Raw genomic sequence first — 17,454 nt, 5'->3', positions numbered from 1 at the left:
GCTAGCGCTCATGAAATATGCGCTAGCAGCTCCTAAATAAATAGCAATTTAATACGGGTGCACCGCACCCGCCCACGCCAGTCCGGCGGCTACACCGCCAAAGCGGTTGCCTTCTACCAGTGTGGCCTCGGGCATGGCCTGGCGCAGCGCTTCGATGAGGGTGCGCAGGGCAGACGAACCACCGGTCAGGTACACCGCGTCTACAGCGCTTAAGCCCGCGGCGGCCACGCAGTCCTGGGCGCATTGCACCACCTGCGCGAGCGATGCATGCAGGGCGGCCTCCATGTTCATGGCGTCCACGGTCGGAGCCAAACTGCGGTCCAGAAAGTCGAGGTTGACCACGGCGCCATTGCCGCTGATCGAGCAGGCAATCTTGGCGGCTTCCACGCTGGCCAGCATGCGGTGGCCGTGTTGCTCTTCCAGCGCGTCCATCAGGCGGCGGTGCAGGGCCTGGTCGGTGTAGTCGGTCCACAGCTCTTTGGCAAAGTGCATGGACTTGCGGGTGTAGGCCTGGTGGATCAGGTGCCAAGTGCTCAGGTCAAAAAACACGCTGCTAGGCACAATGCGCCCGCCAGTGCCCACGTGCTTGTAGCCCAAGTGGGGCATCACGGTGGTGAGGTCTAGCAAGCGGTCAAAGTCGGTGCCGCCGATGTGCACGCCGGTGGTCGCCAAAATGTCTGCGGTGCGGTCGCCCCGGGTGCTGCGCTCAGGGTTGAGGCGAATGACCGTGAAGTCGGAGGTGCCGCCGCCAATGTCCACCACCAGTGCGGTGGTCTCTTTGGGTACGCGCTGCTCGTAGTCCAGCGCGGCAGCAATCGGTTCGAGCTGGTAGGCAATGTGGGTGAAGCCGGCCTCTGTCGCGGCGCGGCCCAGGGTTTCTTGGGCCAGCAGGTCGCGCTCGGCGTTGTCGTCCACAAAGTGCACCGGGCGGCCCAGCATTGCGTGGGTCAGGGGTTGGCCCACATGGGCCTCGCAGCGGCGCTTGAGCTCTTTGAAAAACAGCACCACGATGTCAAAAAAGCGGATGCTTTTGTCGCCTACGGCGGTGTACTCGTCCATCAGGCGGCTGCCCATCAGGCTTTTGAGCGAGCGCAGCAGGCGCCCCTCGGTGCCATTCAAGTAGGCCTGCATGGCCTCCGCGCCATAGAGCACGGTATGGGTCTCGCTGGCAAAGAACAGCGCGGTCGGCATTTCGGCCTTGGCACCATCCAGCGGAATGACCTGCAAGGCGCCTTGCGCGTCAATCAGAGCGCAGGCGGAATTCGAGGTGCCGAAGTCAATGCCCAGCACGAGGGGGCGAACAGTCTCTATCACGCGGGCAGCACCTGCTTCAAGAAGGCGGCAATGTCGGCAATCTCGCGCGGATGCACGCTGTGCGGCATGGGGTAGGTGTGCCATTGGACCTTGTGGCCCAGCGACGCCAGTGCATCGCGCGAGTCTTCACCGCGCTTCAGGATCACCACCGGGTCTTGGGTGCCGTGGGCCATGAAGATGGGGGTGTTTGCATTGGCGGCGTTGCGCTCGGAGGCAAAGCGGTCTGCCAGCGGCAGGTAGCCGGACAGAGCCATGACGCCTGCAATTTGGTGGGGCAAGCGCAGTGCGGTGTGCAGCGCCATGGCGCAGCCTTGGCTAAAACCCGCCAGCATGATGCGTTCATGTGGAATGCCACGAGCAACCTCGCGCTCCACCAGCGCCGCAATCGCCGCCTCAGACCGCTGGATGCCGGCCGCATCCTGCTTGCTCACCAGGTCCATGCCATACAGGTCGTACCAGCCGGGCATCACGTAGCCACCGTTGATGGTGATCGGGATGCTGGGCGCCTGCGGAAACACAAAGCGGATGGGCTGGCAGCCCTCGAGGTCCAGCTCGGGCACCAGGCCTGCAAAGTCATCGCTGGTGGCGCCCAGCCCGTGCATCCAGATGACAGCAGCGGTGGGGTTGGGGGCGGATTCGAGTTCGATGCAGTCGAGCAGGGCAGTCATGGCACGGGCCTTGGTATTGAATTTGGGAGACGGGTTTATACCCGAGTTGCAGCGGTTATCGTCAAGGCATGTCTTCACACCGCTTTCATCATGTGCTGCCTTTGCTGGCGGTTTTGGGTTCTGTCACCGCCTTGGGGCTGGGCACGTCGATCGCCAAACAGCTGTTTCCCGTGGTCGGATCCTTGGGCACCACCGCCTTGCGCGTGGGCTTTTCGGCCCTGTTGCTCTTGCTGATCTGGCGGCCCTGGCGTTGGGCTTTGGCACCGGCCGACCGCCTATCCCTTCTGCGCTATGGTGTGGCGCTGGGGCTGATGAACTTGCTGTTTTACATGTCGCTGCGCACCATTCCGTTTGGCATTGCGGTGGCGATTGAGTTTTCGGGGCCTTTGGCGGTGGCCCTCTATTCGTCGCGCAAGCCGGTGGACTTTGTGTGGCTGGCCCTAGCGATTGCGGGGCTGGGGCTGTTGCTGCCGTTCGGCGGCAACGTGCAGGCGCTGGACGTGACCGGCGTGCTCTATGCCTTGGCGGCCGCCGCGTTTTGGGGTGCTTACATCGTGTTTGGCAAACGGGTGGGCCATTTGCATGCCGGCCACTCGGTGGCGCTGGGGCTCACGGTGGCCGCCATTACCGTGGTGCCCTTCGGCATCTGGCACGCGGGTGCGGCCCTGCTGGATCCACACGTTTTATGGATCGGGCTGGTGGTGGCGGCGATTTCCAGTGCCATACCCATCTCGCTGGAGATGGTGGCCCTCAAGCGCCTGCCGCAAGAGGCTTTCGGCATCATGACCAGCATGGAGCCGGCGGTGGCGGCCTTGTTAGGCCTGATGTTGCTCCATGAGCAACTCAGCGCCCCACAGTGGTGGGCGATTGTGTTCATCATGGGTGCGGCGGCCGGCAGCGCGGTCACCGCCAAACGTGAGCCTCCGGCGGTCGCGGCCGGGCTGGTGCAGTGAATCTGCCTTACTTGGGCAGCCAGCCCAGCCCGTGGGCGTGCAGGCTCTGCACATACAGGCGGTCTTTGGTTTCAGTAATCGCGGTGGTTTCGGGGTAGCTCCCGCTCGGGTCTTGCAGGTCGGCCACGACTTTGCCGTCTTCGGTGAAGGCGATCACATGGCCATAAGCCTTGGGGATGGGCCACAGCACGCGTGGCAAGCGCAAGGTGAGGCTGCGCAGCCAGGGTTTGCCGGCCATATCGTCGACGGTCGGGTTGCGGGGCTTGGCAAAGCCTAGCCAGATTTTTCCGTCCAGACCCCGCATCAGGTTGTCAGGGTAGCCGGGCAGGTTGTCCAGCAACACTTGAGCTTGGGTGCCCGGGGCGCGCACATCGAGTTCATTGGCGTTTACCGCAATTTTCCAGACCCGGTATTTGCCGGTTTCGTTCACAAACAAGGACTGCTCGTCTTCGCTCAGTGCCACACCATTGGCAAAACTCAAGCCGGTCGCGACCAGGCGGGTGGCTTTGTTGGCAGGGTCGTATTCCAGAATGCGGCCGGTGCTGGCTTGCTCCAGGATGTCGAGCACGCTGGCCTCGAAGGTTCCGCCCCAGTCTTTGGGCGCAAAGCGGGTGGATGCGTCGCTGAAATACATCTTGCCGGTTTTGGCAACAACCACTGCATCCGCATAGCGGATCGGGTCTCCGTTCACCATATCGGTGAGCACGGTGACCTTGGCATCCGGGGCGATAGACAGTAAGCCCTTGATCGCATCTGCTGCAATCAGGTTGCCTTGGGCATCAAAGTCGAACCCCAGCACCCGCCCCCCGGTGTTTGCAAACACCTCTTGGGCGCTGCCGTCGGCCTCCATGCGCAAAATGTTGCCGCTGGCAACCGTGGTGTAGAGCTTACCGTCGCGGCCGAACTGGATGTGCTCCGGCCCCACCTCGCCTTGCAGGTTGATCATGTTCAAACCGCTCAGCCGCTTGTTGACCACGTGGGGGCCCTGGTAGCCGGGCGCGGTGGGCGCATCCCATGCCACGGGGCTCACCGGGACTGGCCACAAGAGCAGATACAGCGTGGCGCAGCCCACGACCCCCACAACGAAGTACAAAATTTTTTTCAAAGCGTATTTCCCTGAGAGTCCGAGCATTCGGGCTAATGCATTCAGATTTTGCTGTTGTCGTTCTTGGTGCGGTCGCTAGTGCGGGCCTGAGCCTCTACCTGTGCCACGCGCTTTTCCAGCTGGCTGCTGCGTTGGTGGTGGTGCATCAGCTGGTCCCGCCGGTCGATGGCGGCGCGTCCTGCCCGCACAAACCAGGGCTTCCACAGGGCCGGTACTTTGGGTGGGCGTTTGATATTGGGCCCCTCGGCGTTCTGGACATAGTCGGCCAACTGCAAGGCCGGCTGCGTAAAGCGCCGGCTCAGCCACAGCGCAGTGCCTGCAGTGGCAAGCAGCCCGAGGAGGCCAGTCAACATTATGGACCAAGTTTTACTGAGGGCATGCGCCGCCATGGCCTCCGCCGGCTGGTAAATCACCAGGCTGAAGGGCGAGCCCCGCAAGGCGAACCGGAGCCAGCCGGCCTCGGTGGTGTAGGGGCCCGCAGGCAGCGCCGCTTTGCTATCGCTGGCGGCCAGGGTGCGGCCTTCGGTGTCGATCACCCAAGCTTGGCCCAGCGTCAGCGGGTGTTGTTGCATGACGGCGTTGAGCGCGTCAACTGCCATGTCGGTTCCCATGACGCCCACGTAGGCGTTGCCGGCATAGACCGGCGCCAATACAGACACTACGGGAATGCCCTTGAGCGTGTCCGTGTGTGGCAGGGTCCAGACTGGTTCTTTTTGCGGGTTGCGGGTAGGGCCGGCTGCCTCTACAGGGCGGGTGCCTTGTGCCTCCCAGAACACGGCGAGCGCGGTACCCATATCGGATTTTCCGGTGGCGGCAAACACCTCATCGCGCGATTGCGCGGGGTAGACCCAGCGCCAGCGCTGCGGCGCGTCGTAAAAATAGCTCCACACCAAGCGGGACTGGGTGTTGTGGGCGGCAACGACCTGCCCGAGCGCCCCCAAAGGGGCATTGAGCTCGCGCCGGTAATCTCCGCCTGCGCTGGGGTTCACATGGACCGAACCCATGTCTTTGACCAGGTCTTGCGGCATCCGGTCCCAGGGCGCATCCCGCAGTGGTGCGAGGTTGCGGCGCTCCAGGCGCTCGGCCAGGCTGGCATCGAAAAAAACGGTTTGGCGCAGGTTGCGCTCGGCGCTCTGGCGCATGCCGGCCACATGTTGACGAGCCGCATCCAGCGGCCCGTTGAGTGCGGCTTGCAGCTGCTCCCCTTGGGCGCTGAGTGCCCAGCCCAGGGCCCGCTTCTGGCGGTTGTATTCCGCCCAACTCCCGAGCAGCAATGCCAGGGTCACACCCCCTATCACCAGTGCAAGACTGATGTGGTGTGTGCGGAGCATGTGCGATGCGCTGACGACTGGCGCAGAGGAAGGTGGGGCAGTAGGCGGCATAGCGCTATTGTGGCCCCGTGGCTCGGGTCGGGTACCACCGCTGAGCCAAGCGGCCGCGGTGGCATGCCAGCCGGTTCAGTTGCCCCGGGCGTTGGGGGGAATCTTGCTTTTCATCTCGGTTACGGCAGCACGCCCGGCCACATAGCCTGCCTGGATCAGGTCTTTGCGTGCACCGAAGTCGGTGCTGCTGAAGCGGGCGGTGTCCGGCCGGATCAATACGTCGGCTTCTTTGGCCTCCAGATTGGTCAGTGCGCGGCCCATGATTTCAAACGATTGCAAGATCACTTCGTAGAGGCCATGGCCCACGTTGTTTTGGGGTTTGGTGCCCACGTCCACGGCAATGACCCGGCTGGCGCCCAAAGTGCGGGCAAACCGCACCGGCAAGGGGCTTACCAAGCCACCATCGACCAGCTCCACACCGCCCACAACGGCCGGCACAAAAACACCCGGAATCGCACTCGACGCCCGCACTGCCTGGCCGGTGTCGCCGGAGCGCAATAGCACCGCGTCTCCGTTGTTCAGGTTGGTGGCCACAGCGCCAAACGTGAGTTTGAGCTTTTCGATCGGTTGGCTGCGCACGTATTCGTTGATCAGCTTTTGCAACGCCTCACCTGCGAACATGCCGCGTTTGTTGGCCGAGTTGAAGTCGGCCACATCGATATCGCGCACCTTGAGAGCGACTTCTTCCATTTGCCAGGGGCTGAAACCCGCCGCATAGAAAGCGCCCACCAGAGAGCCTGCGCTGGTGCCGACCACCACATCGGGTTTGTAGCCGCTCTCTTCCAGCGCCTTAAGCACACCGATGTGCGCGAACCCGCGCGCGGACCCGCCACCCAGAACAAGCCCGAGCTTGCCGGTACGCCGGGGTGTAGCCTGCGCGGCGGCTGTGCCTGAGAAGGCGAGGGCGGAGGCCGCCGCCACACCGCTGGCCAGTTGACGGGCGAAAGTGCGACGCAGCATGCTGGGCGCTCCCATCACTTACCCATCACGGGTTGAATTAGGCCCTTGTCCATCATGGCTTTGAGGCGGTCCCAGGCGTTTTCGAAGGCGTTGGGCGCTTCTCCACGGGTGATGTTTTCCACTTTTTCTTCCAAGATCACCACCTCGACACGGCGGTTGAGTTTGCGGCCTTCGTCATTGGCGTTAGAAGCCACCGGGCGGTTGAACGAGTAGCCCGCGGTGCTCAGGCGCTTGGCATCAATGCCCTGGGCGATCAAGGCTTCGCGCACGCTACGGGCGCGGGCTTCCGAGAGCTGCTGGTTCAGGGTTTCGTTGCCGAGGTTGTCGGTGTGGCCTTCGAGGATCACATTTTTGTCGGTCTTGGTGTTGATCAACACCGCAACACGCTGCAAGTAGGCAGCGGACTCTGTGACGTTCAGGCTGGACTTGCCCGACTCAAACAAGGCCGAGCTCGGCAGAAAAATCTGAACACCACGCTCCGACTGGGCAATCGGCAAGGTCGGCCCGGTGTACACCGGGGTGGCGGGCACCACTGGCGCCTGCTGGCAAGCGCTCAGCAATGCGCCGGTGAGGGCGAGGGCGGCAACTGTGGTGCACAGACGCGCGGCGTGGGTAGAACGGGTGAGGTAAGACATACAGACAGATCCAAATAAAAGGCCGCCAACTGGCCCAGACGCATTGAAACGCCTCAGCCGTGGGTCTGTCTAGCAATTGCTTACCAACACTGGAAATAGTTCGCCGATTTGCGAACTATTTCTCATGCTCCGTAGCGCTTGGTCCATTCCTTTTCCAGCGCATCGACCCAGCTGCCGTGGGGCTCTGGAATAGCAGGTGCCGGTTTTTCTACCTGGCCGGGCAAAGGTTTGGCCGCGAATGCAGCGCGCTCGCTGGCGCTGAGTTTGTCGAGCGCGAGCACCGTCGGGTCGCCCCAGACAGCGATATCAGCCTTGCGTGCTTGCGCCTCTGCGCTGAGCAAGAAGTTGGCAAATACCTGCGCGCCTTCTTTGGCGGTCGCATTCACGGGAATCGCAACGAAGTGCGTATTGCCGATCGTGCCGCTACTGAATTGATAGCTGGTGATGCTCGCGGGAAGACGCTTGGCGGCGATTTCGTTTGCGGCGTCGTTGGGGTTGAAGGTGAGTGCAATCGCTACTTCGCCATCGGCCAGCATCTGGCGGATCGCCTCGGCGTTGTTGGGGAACTGCTTGCCGCCGCGCCACAGGTGCGGGTGCATCTGGTCCAGCGCTGCCCACAGGGGGGCGGTGGCTCTGGAAAACGCGTCAGGAGTGACGGGTTTGTAGAGCGCGTCGCGGTTGGCGTTCACGTCCATTAGCACTTGCTTCAGGAAGGTGGTGCCGTGGAAATTGGGCGGGCGCGGGTAGGTCACGCGGCCGGGGTTGGCCTTGGCAAAGGCTTGCAGCTCGGCCAGGTTTTGCGGCGGCTTGGGCGTGCGCTTGCTGTCCACCATGAAGGTCAGCTGTGCCATGCCCCAGGGAGCCTCCAGGCCATCGGTAGGCTCGGCAAAGTCGAGGCGTGTGGTGGGCTTGCCTTGCACGTCTACCTTGGCATACGAGGGCAGGCTTTCTGCAAAGGGTCCGAAGAGCAGGCCCTCGCGCTTCATGGTCAAAAAGTTTTCACCGTTGATCCACACCATATCCACGCTGCCGTTGGTTTTGCCGGCGGCTTTTTCGTTGCGCACCCGCTTGATCATGTCGGGCGCGTCGGCAATTTTGACGTGTTGCACGGTCACGCCAAAGCGCTTTTGCGCCTCACTCGCTGCCCACTGGATGTAAGCGTTGATGGTCTCCGAGCCCCCCCAGGCATTGAAGTACACCGATTGCCCTTTAGCTTTGGCCTCAATGGCAGACCATGCCGGGGTGGATTGGGCGAAAGCGGGGGCTGCGAGTGCGGCGGCAGTGCCGGCGATCAGTTGGCGACGTGCGATGCGAAGAGTCATGGTGCGGAGCGTCCTAAAAAAAATGTGTCGGAAACTAACCCCGTTTTCTTACACTGCGGGTGTCAGGGGTTAAGCCAGCAAGGCCTGCGCAAATTCTCGAGCGTTGAAGGTTTCCAGCTCATCAAGCTTCTCACCCACCCCGATGAAGTACACCGGAATCGGCCGCTCGCGGGCGATGGCCGCCAGCACGCCGCCCTTAGCAGTGCCGTCCAGCTTGGTGACGATCAGGCCGGTGAGGCCGAGCGCGTCGTCGAACGCTTTGACCTGCTGCACCGCGTTCTGGCCGGTGTTGCCATCGATTACCAGCAGCACTTCGTGCGGGGCTGTGCCGTCGGCTTTGGCGATCACGCGTTTGATCTTCTTCAGCTCTTCCATCAGGTGCAGCTGGGTGGGCAATCGGCCCGCGGTGTCGACCAGTACCACGTCTTTGCCGCGCGCTTTGCCGGCGGTGACCGCGTCGTAGCTCACGGCAGCGGGGTCGCCACCTTCTTGGCTGACGATCTCGACCGTGTTGCGGTCGGCCCAGACGGTGAGCTGCTCTCGCGCTGCCGCGCGGAAGGTGTCTGCAGCCGCCAGCAAGACGCTGGCGTTGCTGTCGGCCAAATGCTTGGTCAGCTTGCCGATGCTGGTGGTTTTGCCCGCACCGTTGACGCCTGCCACCATCACCACGGTGGGCGTGTGCTCGCCAATCACCAGGGACTTTTGCAGGGGTTGCAGCAGTTCGGTGAGCTCTGCGATCAAAATATTTTTCAACGCCGTCGGGTGGGTCACGCCAGTCGCTTTGACTTTGCGGCGCAGGGCCGCCGTCAGGTGCTCGGTGGCGGATACGCCCGCATCGGCCATTAGCAGGGCGCCCTCGAGGTCTTCGTACAGCGCCTCATCAATCTGGGTTCCGACGAAAACACCGGAGATACTGCTTGCGGTCTTGCCCAGACCGGCCTTGAGCTTGTCGAGCCACTTCTGGCGCTCGGGCGGTGTAGCCGGTGGCTCGGGGATCTCAATCGGCGCCACCAAGGCGCTGCCAATCAAGGAGCCAGTGCCCCAGGCAGGTGGCTGCGAAGCAGGCGCTGTTTGCAGGGCCTGCGCGGGCACTGCTGCAACAACGGCGGGCGCCGCGGGGCTGGCTGCTGCATTGTCTTCCGCTGCGGGTATAGGCGCTGCCGGGGCTGCTGGGGCCGCGTCAGGCAGCGCGGCGGGCGATGCAGCTGGTGTGGCTGGGGCAGGGGCTGTGGGCAGTGCCGGGGCGGCGGGTGATTGGAGATCGGCGGCCAGAGGCGCGTCGGGCGCTACCACTTCAGGGGCCGGAGTCGTCGAGGAAAAGAATTTCTTTTTGAAAAAACTGAACATGAGTGCGTTTCTAGAATCACAGCATTCTATGAAACACCCATTTCACCTGACGGGCGCTCTGCGGCGCGCCTGCATTTCGTGGTCTGCAGGGGCTTGTGCGCTGGCGCTGATCAGTGCGAGCCCGCTGGCATTGGGCCAAGCGAAACCCCCGGTTTCTGTGGCCGCACCGTTGGCGCAGCAGTTCTCCTTAAAAAACGGCATGACCTTGATCGTCAAGCCCGACCGGCGGGCGCCCACTGCGGTCCACATGCTGTGGGTGCGGGTGGGCTCTATGGACGAGGTCGATGGCAGCAGTGGGGTCGCACATGTGTTGGAGCACATGATGTTCAAGGGCACACCCACGGTCAAAGCCGGCGATTTTTCCCGCCAGGTAGCGGCATTGGGCGGGCGTGAAAACGCGTTTACCAGCAAGGACTACACCGGGTACTTCCAGCAGATCCCCTCCCAGCGGCTGGAGGATGTGATGCGCCTGGAGGCCGACCGCTTTGCCAACAGCACCTGGACCGATGAGGACTTCCGTAAGGAGCTGGAAGTGGTCAAAGAAGAGCGCCGCCTGCGCACCGAGGACAAACCCCATGCACGCCTGCACGAAGCGATGGACGGCGTGACCTACCAGGCAGACCCCTATCGCCGCCCGATTGTGGGCTGGATGAGCGATCTGGAGAGTCTTCAGCCTGAGGACGCGCGCGACTTTTACCGCCGCTGGTACACCCCCACCAACGCCGCTGTGGTGGTGGCCGGGGATGTGGAGGTGAATGCCGTGCGGGCCTTGGCCGAAAAATATTACGGCAGCCTGCCTGCGCGCGCAGTGCCCCTGCGCAAACCCCGAACTGAGCCCGAGCAGGCCGGCCTGCGGCGCCTGGCCCTCAAGGCTCCGGCAGAGCAGGCCTATGTGGCGCTGTCCTTCAAGGTGCCGGGTCTGCGGCCGGAGGGGCTCCCTGCCCAAGCGACCGTGCCCATGGATGCGCCCAGCGAAGACGCTTTGGCCTTGACGGTGCTCTCTGCCGTGTTGTCGGGCTACGACGGTGCGCGGCTCCCGCGGGCCTTGACGTTGACCGAGCCTTCGGTGGCCGACAGCGCCGGCGCCTATTACGGGCTGACCGCTCGGGGGCCACAGCTCTTCACGCTTTACGGGGTACCTGCGGCGGGCAAGACCGCGGCAGAGGTAGAGGCCGCCTTGCGCGCCCAGATCGCTCTGGTGGCCAAGGAGGGGGTCACGGAAGCCGAGCTGTTGCGGGTGAAAAACCGTTGGGTCGCCGGTGAGGTCTACAAGCAAGACAGTGTGTTCAACCAAGCCCGCTTGTTGGGGGTGAGTTGGATCAACGGATTTGCTTTGGGCAGCGACACGGTGCTGCTGGAGCGGCTCCGCGCGGTGAGTGCGGCGCAAGTGCAATCCGTTGCTGCACGTTACTTCGGGGACGATGCGTTGACGGTTGCCACCCTGATTCCCCAGCCTTTGGAGATGGCGCGCAAGCCCCGGTCGCCGGCGGCTGGCATACGGCACTGAGCACTACACGACACCATGAATACTCCTAAATTGATAGCTGCTCGCGTAATGATTACTAGCGCTATAGGCCTTTTTTGTATTAATTTTGCGTGGGCGGGCATTCCCATCCAGCACTGGACGCAGCCCCAAGGTGCCCGGGTGTATCTGGTTGAGAGCCCGGCCATTCCGATGGTGGATGTGCAGATTGATCTGGATGCCGGCAGCCGCCGTGACCCGGCCGACCAGCCCGGCCTGGCGAATCTGATGGCCACTAGCACCTCCAACGGTGTGCGTGCCAGCCACGCCGCCCCGGCGCTGGATGAGAACCAATTGAGCGAGGCGTGGGCTGACTTAGGAGCTTCTTTCGGTGGCAGCGCCAGCGCCGACCGCATGAGCTTCGCGCTGCGGTCTTTGACCTATCCCGATATCCTGGACCAAGCGGTTGCGCTGGCTGCGCGTCAGATAGGCGAGCCGGCGTTTCCTGAAGGGCCGTGGTTGCGCGACCGGCCCAAGCGGATCGCCAGCCTTAAGGAGGCCAACACCCGGCCTGCCACACTGGCAGCCCGCGCTTTTAACCGCGCGGTGTATGGCGATCACCCCTATGGCTATGAACCGACCGAGGCCAGCTTGCTCCGCACCAACGTGCAGCACATGCGCGAATTGCATGCCCGTGTTCTGCGGGCGTGTGCGGTTCAGGTCAGCATCGTGGGCGCGCTCAACCGGGCACAGGCCGACGCACTGGTGACCAAGTTGTTGGCCCGCTTGCCCCAAGCCGGCTGCGCCAAACCACCGCCGGTGCCGGAGGTGCAGCCCTTGGCCGCTGCCAGTGACCAGCGGATTGCGTTTGCCTCTGCCCAGGCCCATGTGCTGGTGGGGCAACCCGGCTTCAAGCGCAACGAGCCTGATTTCTTTGCGCTGACGGTCGGCAACCATATCCTAGGGGGCGGCGGTTTCACCGCACGCTTGACTGAAGAGGTGCGCGAAAAAAGAGGCCTGACCTATAGCGTGTACAGCTTCTTTGCGCCTGGCCTGCACGCAGGTGCCTTTACCGTCGGCCTTCAGACGCGGCCTGACCAGGCAGAGCAAGCCCTGTCCTTGGTGAGGGAGGTGCTCAGCCTGTTTGTTATGCAAGGCCCGTCTGACAAGGAGCTGCAGGCCGCCAAAGACAACCTGATCGGCGGCTTTGCACTGCGGATCGACAGCAACAAGAAGTTGCTGGATAACGTGGCCAACATCGCTTGGAACCGCTTGCCGCTCGATTACCTCGACACCTGGACCCAGCAGATCGACAAGCTCACAGCGGCAGATGTGCGCGCAGCTATGGCCCGTGTGCTGCAGCCCGACCGGATGGCCACCGTGGTGCTGGGTGCGCCGGATCCGGTGCGGTAAGCTCACTCCATGAACGCCAAAGCTTCCTCTAAAACCACATCTCCCCGCGGGTCTGCTGGCGCCGCCAAGCGCCCCCCACGCCCCCGGGCGGCTCAGAGCCACGAAATCCGCATCATTGGCGGGCTCTGGAAACGCACCAAACTCAAGGTTGCAGACAAGCCGGGCCTGCGCCCCACGCCCGACCGGGTCCGTGAAACCGTATTCAACTGGCTGGGCCAAGACTTGACCGGCTTGCGCTGTCTAGACGCCTTTGCCGGTACCGGCGCATTGGGTTTTGAGGCCGCCTCGCGCGGCGCCAAGCAGGTGACACTGATTGAGCAGGACACCGCCCTGATCGACCAGCTTAAAAAGACACAGTCCCAGCTCAACGCCGGCATGGTGCTGGTGCAACGCGGTGACGGCATTGCGGCGATCCGGCAGGCGGCACCCGCAAGTCTGGATGTGATTTTTATCGATCCGCCGTTTGACGCACCTTTGTTTGAGCCCGCGCTCGGTGCCTGTGCCCATGCGTTGGCCGCAGGTGGCTGGGTGTATCTGGAGTCCCCCGCCGCCTACACCGATGAGGCCTTAAGCGCTTACGGACTGCGCGTCTACCGGCATCTGAAGGCGGGCGCGGTCCATGCTCACCTCTTGCAAGCGCTGGTCGCTCCCTAAGCCCCTTTGAGAAGGCTCTGCCATGCCCCAAGCCACGATTGCTGTTTTTCCCGGAACCTTTGACCCGATTACCCTGGGCCACCAGGACCTGATCCGTCGCTCATCCCGTCTCTTCGGGACGGTCATTGTGGCGGTGGCGGTCGCTCACCACAAGAAGACGCTCTTTAGTCTTGACGAGCGTTTGGCGATGGCGCGCGAAGTCTTTCAGCCGCTCGATAACGTGCAGGTAGAGAGTTTCAGTGGCCTAGTACGCGACTTCGCAGTCGCACATGGCGCCCGCGCCATGGTGCGAGGGGTGCGCTCGGTGACCGACTTCGATTACGAGGCGCAACTCGCCGGCATGAACAAGTCGTTAGCCCCTGATGTAGAAACGGTTTTCCTCACGCCGGACTCGCGTTTCCAATTCATCTCGAGTACGCTGGTCCGGGAGATTGCAACGCTCAAGGGCGACGTTGCCGCCTTCGTGGCACCGGTGGTTCATGCCCGCTTAATGGACCGCCTGACACCCTGACCCTTCAAGGAGCCTGCCATGAAAGTCCTGCTACCGGTTGACGGTTCGGAGTTGTCGATGGAGGCCGTTCACTGGGTGCTAGCCGCCCGGGTCCAAGGCCTGCCGGTCGAGGTGGTGTTGGTCAATGTCCAGGAGCCTGCCAATCTTTATGAGCTGGTAGTGGCACACGACGCCGATGTGTTGAGCCAGGTCAGCACCGATGCAGGCATGCATTGCCTGGAGCCAGCGCGCGCTTTACTGAGCGCAGCCGGGGTGGAGTGTGTTTGCGAAGTCGCGACCGGCGACCCGGCGCATATGGCAATTGAGGTTGGTGAGAGGCATGGCGTCGATCTGGTGGTGATGGGGGCTGAGAGTGCCGGGGCACTCGGGACCGGTTTGGTCGGTTCAGTCGCCAACGAAGTGCTGCGGACCAGCACCGTGCCGGTGGTGATCGTCAAACTCCCCGCTGACGACGAGGGCTTGAGCCCCTGAGGCGATAATCCCGCCATGGAGCGCGAACTGCTGTGGCACTGTTAATTACCGACGAATGCATCAACTGCGATGTATGCGAGCCCGAATGCCCGAATGAGGCCATCTACCTGGGTGAGCAGATTTATGAAATCGATCCGCATAAATGCACCGAGTGCGTCGGGCATTTCGACGAGCCCCAGTGCGTACAGGTGTGCCCCGTGTCTTGCATTCCTGTGAACCCCGACTTCACCGAGAGCAAAGAAACCTTGATGCAAAAGTACCTGCGCTTGCAGGCTGCAGCAAGCAGACCCGTCTGAGGGTGAGCAGGCTTGGGTTTACCGCGGGCTTTTAAGGCTTTGCAGGTGGGACCGGCTTAGCGGTAAAGAACTGGGGTCCCTCTTTCTTCTTTGTATTGTCTTTGCCTGCGCCTTTCGCAGTCCGGGCTTTCTCTTGCTCCAAGACTTTGGCCTCCAGTGCGTGGCGCTTTCTTACCTCGGCTTCGGTGGCCAAGCGCTCTTTTTCGAGCGCTTTTGCTGCCGCCAATTGGCGCTTGTTCTCTTTGTCTACCGTTTGTTTGCGTGCAATGTCTGTGCTTGCATCAGGCGTCGATGTGTCCAGCGTTTTGCCATCACCACAGGGGGTCTGGCTGTAGGTGTTGCCACACTTGTAGACTTTTTGGGCTTGAGCCGTCGTCCCTGTTGCGGTTAATGCTGCAAAAACTATAGCAAAGGCGAAGGCGTGGCGCATACAGGTCTCCGGTGGGGCAGGGTGCTCAGTGGGTGTTTTGTACCGTGGATGTGTTTGGTACTGCGGATAGTTCGCCCGCCGTATTTACAGCCGGTGCCGGTGGGGTAGCGGGGCGTGGCGGCTTAGGGCGCGGGGGCTTGCTGGTGTGGATGAGCATCGTGGCTTTGTTCATGTCTCCGGCCAACAAGTGCGACAGTGCTTTGAGCGAACGGTCAATGCTTTGGTCGATGGCAATACGATGGTCCAGCGAAGGCTTCTTGAGGACCCAGTGCACGACTTCTGACTTCACGCCGGGATGGCCTACGCCCAGGCGCAAGCGCCAGTAATCACCGGTGCCTAGCTGGGCATGGATGTCCCGTAAGCCGTTGTGTCCGGCATGGCTGCCACCGAACTTGAGCTTGGCTTCGCCGGGCACCACGTCCAGCTCATCGTGAACCACCAGAATTTCTTGGGGCGTTATTTTGAAAAACCGGGCCAGTGTGCCCACTGACTTGCCGGAGAGGTTCATAAAGGTTTGGGGCTCTAGCAACCAGACCGTTTGGCCTTGCAGGGTAGTGCGGGCCACGAGGCCGTGGTAGCCTTTGTCCATCGAAAGATTCAGCTTCAGTTCACGCGCGAGGGCATCGACCCACCAGAAGCCGGCGTTGTGGCGAGTGCCTTCGTACTCCGGACCCGGGTTGCCCAGGCCGACAAATAGTTTGATCATGCTAAAAATTATGGCTCACAACCGGGGCTGTAGAGCACGCCCCAATGCAAACGGCCCACCGAGGTGGGCCGTTCTTAAGTGTTCAACGCAAAGCGTTAATTACTTCTTGCCTTTTTTGCCCTTGGCATCAGCAGCGGGAGCTGCGACAGGTGCAATCACTTCTTCCACAGGAGCGACCACGGACACGACCACGGGGTTTGGCTTGCCGTGAGTCACAGCAACAGTTCCCTTGGGCATCGCCAGATCGTTCACGTGCAAGGACTTGCCCTTCACCAGACCGCTCAGGTCCACAGCGATGAATTCAGGCAGGTCAGCAGGCAAGCAAGCCACTTCCAGCTCGGTGATCACGTGGTTGATCAAGCAAGCGTCTGTCTTCACTGCAGGCGAGTTTTCTTGGCCGCTGAAGTGCAAAGGAACGCGCATGCTCAGCTTGGTGTTGGCTTCCACGCGTTGGAAGTCAATGTGCAGGATCAGTTGCTTGTAGGGGTGCATTTGCACGTCGCGCAACAGAACCTTGCTTTCCTTGCCGTTGAATTCCATGTCCAGGATGGTGGAGTGGAAAGCTTCTTTCTTGATGGCGTGCCACAAAGCATTGTGGTCCAGCTCAACCAAGAGGGGTTCGCCAGTGCCACCGTAAACGATGCCAGGTGTACGACCGGTAACGCGGAGACGGCGGCTCGCACCCGTGCCCTGCTTAGCGCGCTCAAAAGCGACAAATTTCATATTCAACTCCTAAAAGAGTCCACCGCGACCAGTGTGACTCCGACTTTAAAAAGACATCGCCGGCACAGCGCCAGCAATATCTGCTTTTTGCACCGGGTAGTACTACTCGGTGAACAAACTCATGACCGAATCTCCCTTGGCGATACGCTGGATCGTGTCGGCGATCAGCGGAGCCACGGAGAGTTGGCGAATTTTGGTGCACTGCGCGGCGGCAGCGCTCAAAGGAATGGTGTTGGTCACCACCACTTCGTCGAGGGCGTCACCACCGGCAATACGCTCGATGGCAGGGCCGGAGAAGATGGGGTGTGTGCAATAGGCATACACCTTCTTCGCGCCGCGGGCCTTCAATACTTCAGCGGCTTTGACCAAAGTGCCCGCGGTGTCGATCATGTCGTCCATGATCACGCAGTTGCGGCCTTCAATCTCGCCGATCACGTGCATCACTTCAGACACGTTGGCCTTGGGGCGACGCTTGTCGATGATGGCCATGTCGCAGTTCAACTGCTTGGCCAGCGCACGGGCGCGCACCACGCCACCTACGTCGGGCGACACTACGATCAAATCGCTGTAGTTTTTCTGGCGCAAATCGCCCAGCAGCACGGGGGACGCATAAATGTTGTCTACCGGAATATCAAAGAAACCCTGGATCTGGTCAGCGTGCAAATCCATGGTCAGCACGCGGTCCACGCCGACAGCTTGCAACATGTTGGCGACCACTTTGGCAGTGATAGGTACACGGGCAGAGCGGGGGCGACGGTCTTGACGTGCATAACCGAAGTAGGGAATCACGGCACTGATGCGTTCAGCAGACGCACGCTTGAGTGCATCGACCATGATCAGCAGTTCCATCAGATTTTCGTTGGTAGGAGCGCAAGTGCTCTGGACCACAAACACGTCGCGTGCGCGAACGTTTTGGTTGATCTCTACCGTGACCTCGCCATCCGAGAAGCGACCGACGGTGGCTTCACCGAGGGAAATGCCGAGGTGCTTGGAAATGTCTTCCGCCATGCCAGGATTGGCATTGCCGGTGAAAACCATGAAATCAGGGGGTGTGAATGCCTGCATGTGGGGAGGTCCAGCGAAGAGAGTGGGTTTATTTTTT

19 protein-coding genes are annotated in these 17,454 nt (G+C 61.8%); 7 read left to right on the top strand and 12 right to left on the bottom strand.

The window, feature by feature from the left end:
* Nucleotides 1-48 precede the first annotated feature (48 nt).
* Complete coding sequence (locus tag U5L73_RS16210) at nucleotides 49-1,314, bottom strand: Hsp70 family protein (protein ID WP_322563298.1); 1,266 nt, start codon at nucleotides 1,312-1,314, stop codon at nucleotides 49-51.
* The gene (locus U5L73_RS16205; protein WP_322563297.1) at nucleotides 1,311-1,982 is read right to left on the bottom strand and encodes an alpha/beta hydrolase; all 672 of its coding nucleotides are present in this window, start codon (nucleotides 1,980-1,982) and stop codon (nucleotides 1,311-1,313) included. Before U5L73_RS16205 ends, U5L73_RS16210 begins: the two co-directional genes overlap by 4 nt.
* Before the next feature lie 68 nt (nucleotides 1,983-2,050).
* On the opposite strand from U5L73_RS16205, the gene U5L73_RS16200 reads away from it, so the two are divergent.
* Nucleotides 2,051-2,935, top strand: coding sequence for a DMT family transporter (locus tag U5L73_RS16200; RefSeq protein WP_322563296.1), 885 nt, complete (start codon nucleotides 2,051-2,053; stop codon nucleotides 2,933-2,935).
* Between the two features lie 7 nt (nucleotides 2,936-2,942).
* Here U5L73_RS16200 and U5L73_RS16195 read toward each other — a convergent pair whose 3' ends face one another.
* The 6 genes from U5L73_RS16195 to ftsY all read right to left on the bottom strand — a co-directional run bounded on the left by U5L73_RS16195 (nucleotide 2,943) and on the right by ftsY (nucleotide 9,686).
* Nucleotides 2,943-4,040, bottom strand: coding sequence for an SMP-30/gluconolactonase/LRE family protein (locus U5L73_RS16195; RefSeq protein WP_322563295.1), 1,098 nt, complete (start codon nucleotides 4,038-4,040; stop codon nucleotides 2,943-2,945).
* Between the two features lie 41 nt (nucleotides 4,041-4,081).
* Complete coding sequence (locus tag U5L73_RS16190) at nucleotides 4,082-5,371, bottom strand: hypothetical protein (protein WP_322563294.1); 1,290 nt, start codon at nucleotides 5,369-5,371, stop codon at nucleotides 4,082-4,084.
* A 126-nt stretch (nucleotides 5,372-5,497) separates the two neighbouring features.
* Complete coding sequence (locus tag U5L73_RS16185) at nucleotides 5,498-6,382, bottom strand: patatin-like phospholipase family protein (protein WP_322563293.1); 885 nt, start codon at nucleotides 6,380-6,382, stop codon at nucleotides 5,498-5,500.
* Between the two features lie 14 nt (nucleotides 6,383-6,396).
* Nucleotides 6,397-7,017, bottom strand: a complete 621-nt coding sequence (locus U5L73_RS16180) for an OmpA family protein (protein WP_322563292.1) — start codon at nucleotides 7,015-7,017, stop codon at nucleotides 6,397-6,399.
* 122 nt (nucleotides 7,018-7,139) lie between these two features.
* Nucleotides 7,140-8,339: an ABC transporter substrate-binding protein gene (locus U5L73_RS16175; protein WP_322563291.1), complete on the bottom strand. Its 1,200-nt coding sequence runs from the start codon at nucleotides 8,337-8,339 to the stop codon at nucleotides 7,140-7,142.
* A 69-nt stretch (nucleotides 8,340-8,408) separates the two neighbouring features.
* The gene (ftsY, locus tag U5L73_RS16170) at nucleotides 8,409-9,686 is read right to left on the bottom strand and encodes a signal recognition particle-docking protein FtsY (protein WP_322563290.1); all 1,278 of its coding nucleotides are present in this window, start codon (nucleotides 9,684-9,686) and stop codon (nucleotides 8,409-8,411) included.
* A gap of 28 nt (nucleotides 9,687-9,714) precedes the next feature.
* Here ftsY and U5L73_RS16165 point away from each other — a divergent pair, with 28 nt between their 5' ends.
* The 6 genes from U5L73_RS16165 to U5L73_RS16140 are packed head-to-tail and all read left to right on the top strand — an operon-like array spanning nucleotide 9,715 to nucleotide 14,493.
* On the top strand, nucleotides 9,715-11,193 hold the full coding sequence (locus U5L73_RS16165) for a pitrilysin family protein (RefSeq protein WP_322563289.1): 1,479 nt from the start codon (nucleotides 9,715-9,717) through the stop codon (nucleotides 11,191-11,193).
* 15 nt (nucleotides 11,194-11,208) lie between these two features.
* Nucleotides 11,209-12,561, top strand: a complete 1,353-nt coding sequence (locus U5L73_RS16160; protein ID WP_416221324.1) for a M16 family metallopeptidase — start codon at nucleotides 11,209-11,211, stop codon at nucleotides 12,559-12,561.
* Nucleotides 12,562-12,570: 9 nt separating this feature from the next.
* Nucleotides 12,571-13,215 carry a 16S rRNA (guanine(966)-N(2))-methyltransferase RsmD gene (rsmD, locus tag U5L73_RS16155; protein WP_322563288.1) on the top strand — a complete coding sequence of 215 codons (645 nt, stop codon included), beginning with the start codon at nucleotides 12,571-12,573 and terminating at the stop codon, nucleotides 13,213-13,215.
* 22 nt (nucleotides 13,216-13,237) lie between these two features.
* Nucleotides 13,238-13,726 carry a pantetheine-phosphate adenylyltransferase gene (coaD, locus tag U5L73_RS16150; protein WP_313879757.1) on the top strand — a complete coding sequence of 163 codons (489 nt, stop codon included), beginning with the start codon at nucleotides 13,238-13,240 and terminating at the stop codon, nucleotides 13,724-13,726.
* A gap of 18 nt (nucleotides 13,727-13,744) precedes the next feature.
* Nucleotides 13,745-14,197 (top strand): universal stress protein, encoded by a 453-nt coding sequence (locus U5L73_RS16145; RefSeq protein WP_322563287.1) that lies wholly within the window; start codon nucleotides 13,745-13,747, stop codon nucleotides 14,195-14,197.
* 32 nt (nucleotides 14,198-14,229) lie between these two features.
* A complete protein-coding gene (locus tag U5L73_RS16140) occupies nucleotides 14,230-14,493 on the top strand; it encodes a YfhL family 4Fe-4S dicluster ferredoxin (protein WP_322563286.1) in 264 nt (87 codons plus the stop codon).
* A gap of 31 nt (nucleotides 14,494-14,524) precedes the next feature.
* On the opposite strand, the gene U5L73_RS16135 is transcribed toward U5L73_RS16140, so the two are convergent.
* The 4 genes from U5L73_RS16135 to U5L73_RS16120 all read right to left on the bottom strand — a co-directional run bounded on the left by U5L73_RS16135 (nucleotide 14,525) and on the right by U5L73_RS16120 (nucleotide 17,417).
* On the bottom strand, nucleotides 14,525-14,923 hold the full coding sequence (locus tag U5L73_RS16135; RefSeq protein ID WP_322563285.1) for a hypothetical protein: 399 nt from the start codon (nucleotides 14,921-14,923) through the stop codon (nucleotides 14,525-14,527).
* Between the two features lie 25 nt (nucleotides 14,924-14,948).
* On the bottom strand, nucleotides 14,949-15,629 hold the full coding sequence (gene pth, locus U5L73_RS16130; RefSeq protein WP_322563284.1) for an aminoacyl-tRNA hydrolase: 681 nt from the start codon (nucleotides 15,627-15,629) through the stop codon (nucleotides 14,949-14,951).
* A 99-nt stretch (nucleotides 15,630-15,728) separates the two neighbouring features.
* Nucleotides 15,729-16,352, bottom strand: a complete 624-nt coding sequence (locus U5L73_RS16125) for a 50S ribosomal protein L25/general stress protein Ctc (protein ID WP_322563283.1) — start codon at nucleotides 16,350-16,352, stop codon at nucleotides 15,729-15,731.
* Between the two features lie 102 nt (nucleotides 16,353-16,454).
* Nucleotides 16,455-17,417 (bottom strand): ribose-phosphate pyrophosphokinase, encoded by a 963-nt coding sequence (locus tag U5L73_RS16120; protein WP_322563282.1) that lies wholly within the window; start codon nucleotides 17,415-17,417, stop codon nucleotides 16,455-16,457.
* Nucleotides 17,418-17,454 lie beyond the last annotated feature (37 nt).

Source organism: Rhodoferax sp. (genome assembly GCF_034520025.1).
Lineage (GTDB): Bacteria > Pseudomonadota > Gammaproteobacteria > Burkholderiales > Burkholderiaceae_C > Allorhodoferax.
Note: the sequence above shows the minus strand (reverse complement) of the source record. Positions and strands in the feature narration are given on the sequence as shown.

Excerpts from the sequence above, each read along its gene's own strand:
- U5L73_RS16205 (WP_322563297.1), bottom strand. The coding sequence starts at position 1,982 with ATGACTGCCCTGCTCGACTGCATCGAACTCGAATCCGCCCCCAACCCC.
- U5L73_RS16200 (WP_322563296.1), top strand. The coding sequence starts at position 2,051 with ATGTCTTCACACCGCTTTCATCATGTGCTGCCTTTGCTGGCGGTTTTG.
- U5L73_RS16190 (WP_322563294.1), bottom strand. The coding sequence starts at position 5,371 with ATGCTCCGCACACACCACATCAGTCTTGCACTGGTGATAGGGGGTGTG.
- U5L73_RS16185 (WP_322563293.1), bottom strand. The coding sequence starts at position 6,382 with ATGCTGCGTCGCACTTTCGCCCGTCAACTGGCCAGCGGTGTGGCGGCG.
- U5L73_RS16180 (WP_322563292.1), bottom strand. The coding sequence starts at position 7,017 with ATGTCTTACCTCACCCGTTCTACCCACGCCGCGCGTCTGTGCACCACA.
- U5L73_RS16175 (WP_322563291.1), bottom strand. The coding sequence starts at position 8,339 with ATGACTCTTCGCATCGCACGTCGCCAACTGATCGCCGGCACTGCCGCC.
- ftsY (WP_322563290.1), bottom strand. The coding sequence starts at position 9,686 with ATGTTCAGTTTTTTCAAAAAGAAATTCTTTTCCTCGACGACTCCGGCC.
- U5L73_RS16165 (WP_322563289.1), top strand. The coding sequence starts at position 9,715 with ATGAAACACCCATTTCACCTGACGGGCGCTCTGCGGCGCGCCTGCATT.
- U5L73_RS16160 (WP_416221324.1), top strand. The coding sequence starts at position 11,209 with ATGAATACTCCTAAATTGATAGCTGCTCGCGTAATGATTACTAGCGCT.
- rsmD (WP_322563288.1), top strand. The coding sequence starts at position 12,571 with ATGAACGCCAAAGCTTCCTCTAAAACCACATCTCCCCGCGGGTCTGCT.
- coaD (WP_313879757.1), top strand. The coding sequence starts at position 13,238 with ATGCCCCAAGCCACGATTGCTGTTTTTCCCGGAACCTTTGACCCGATT.
- U5L73_RS16145 (WP_322563287.1), top strand. The coding sequence starts at position 13,745 with ATGAAAGTCCTGCTACCGGTTGACGGTTCGGAGTTGTCGATGGAGGCC.
- U5L73_RS16135 (WP_322563285.1), bottom strand. The coding sequence starts at position 14,923 with ATGCGCCACGCCTTCGCCTTTGCTATAGTTTTTGCAGCATTAACCGCA.
- pth (WP_322563284.1), bottom strand. The coding sequence starts at position 15,629 with ATGATCAAACTATTTGTCGGCCTGGGCAACCCGGGTCCGGAGTACGAA.
- U5L73_RS16125 (WP_322563283.1), bottom strand. The coding sequence starts at position 16,352 with ATGAAATTTGTCGCTTTTGAGCGCGCTAAGCAGGGCACGGGTGCGAGC.
- U5L73_RS16120 (WP_322563282.1), bottom strand. The coding sequence starts at position 17,417 with ATGCAGGCATTCACACCCCCTGATTTCATGGTTTTCACCGGCAATGCC.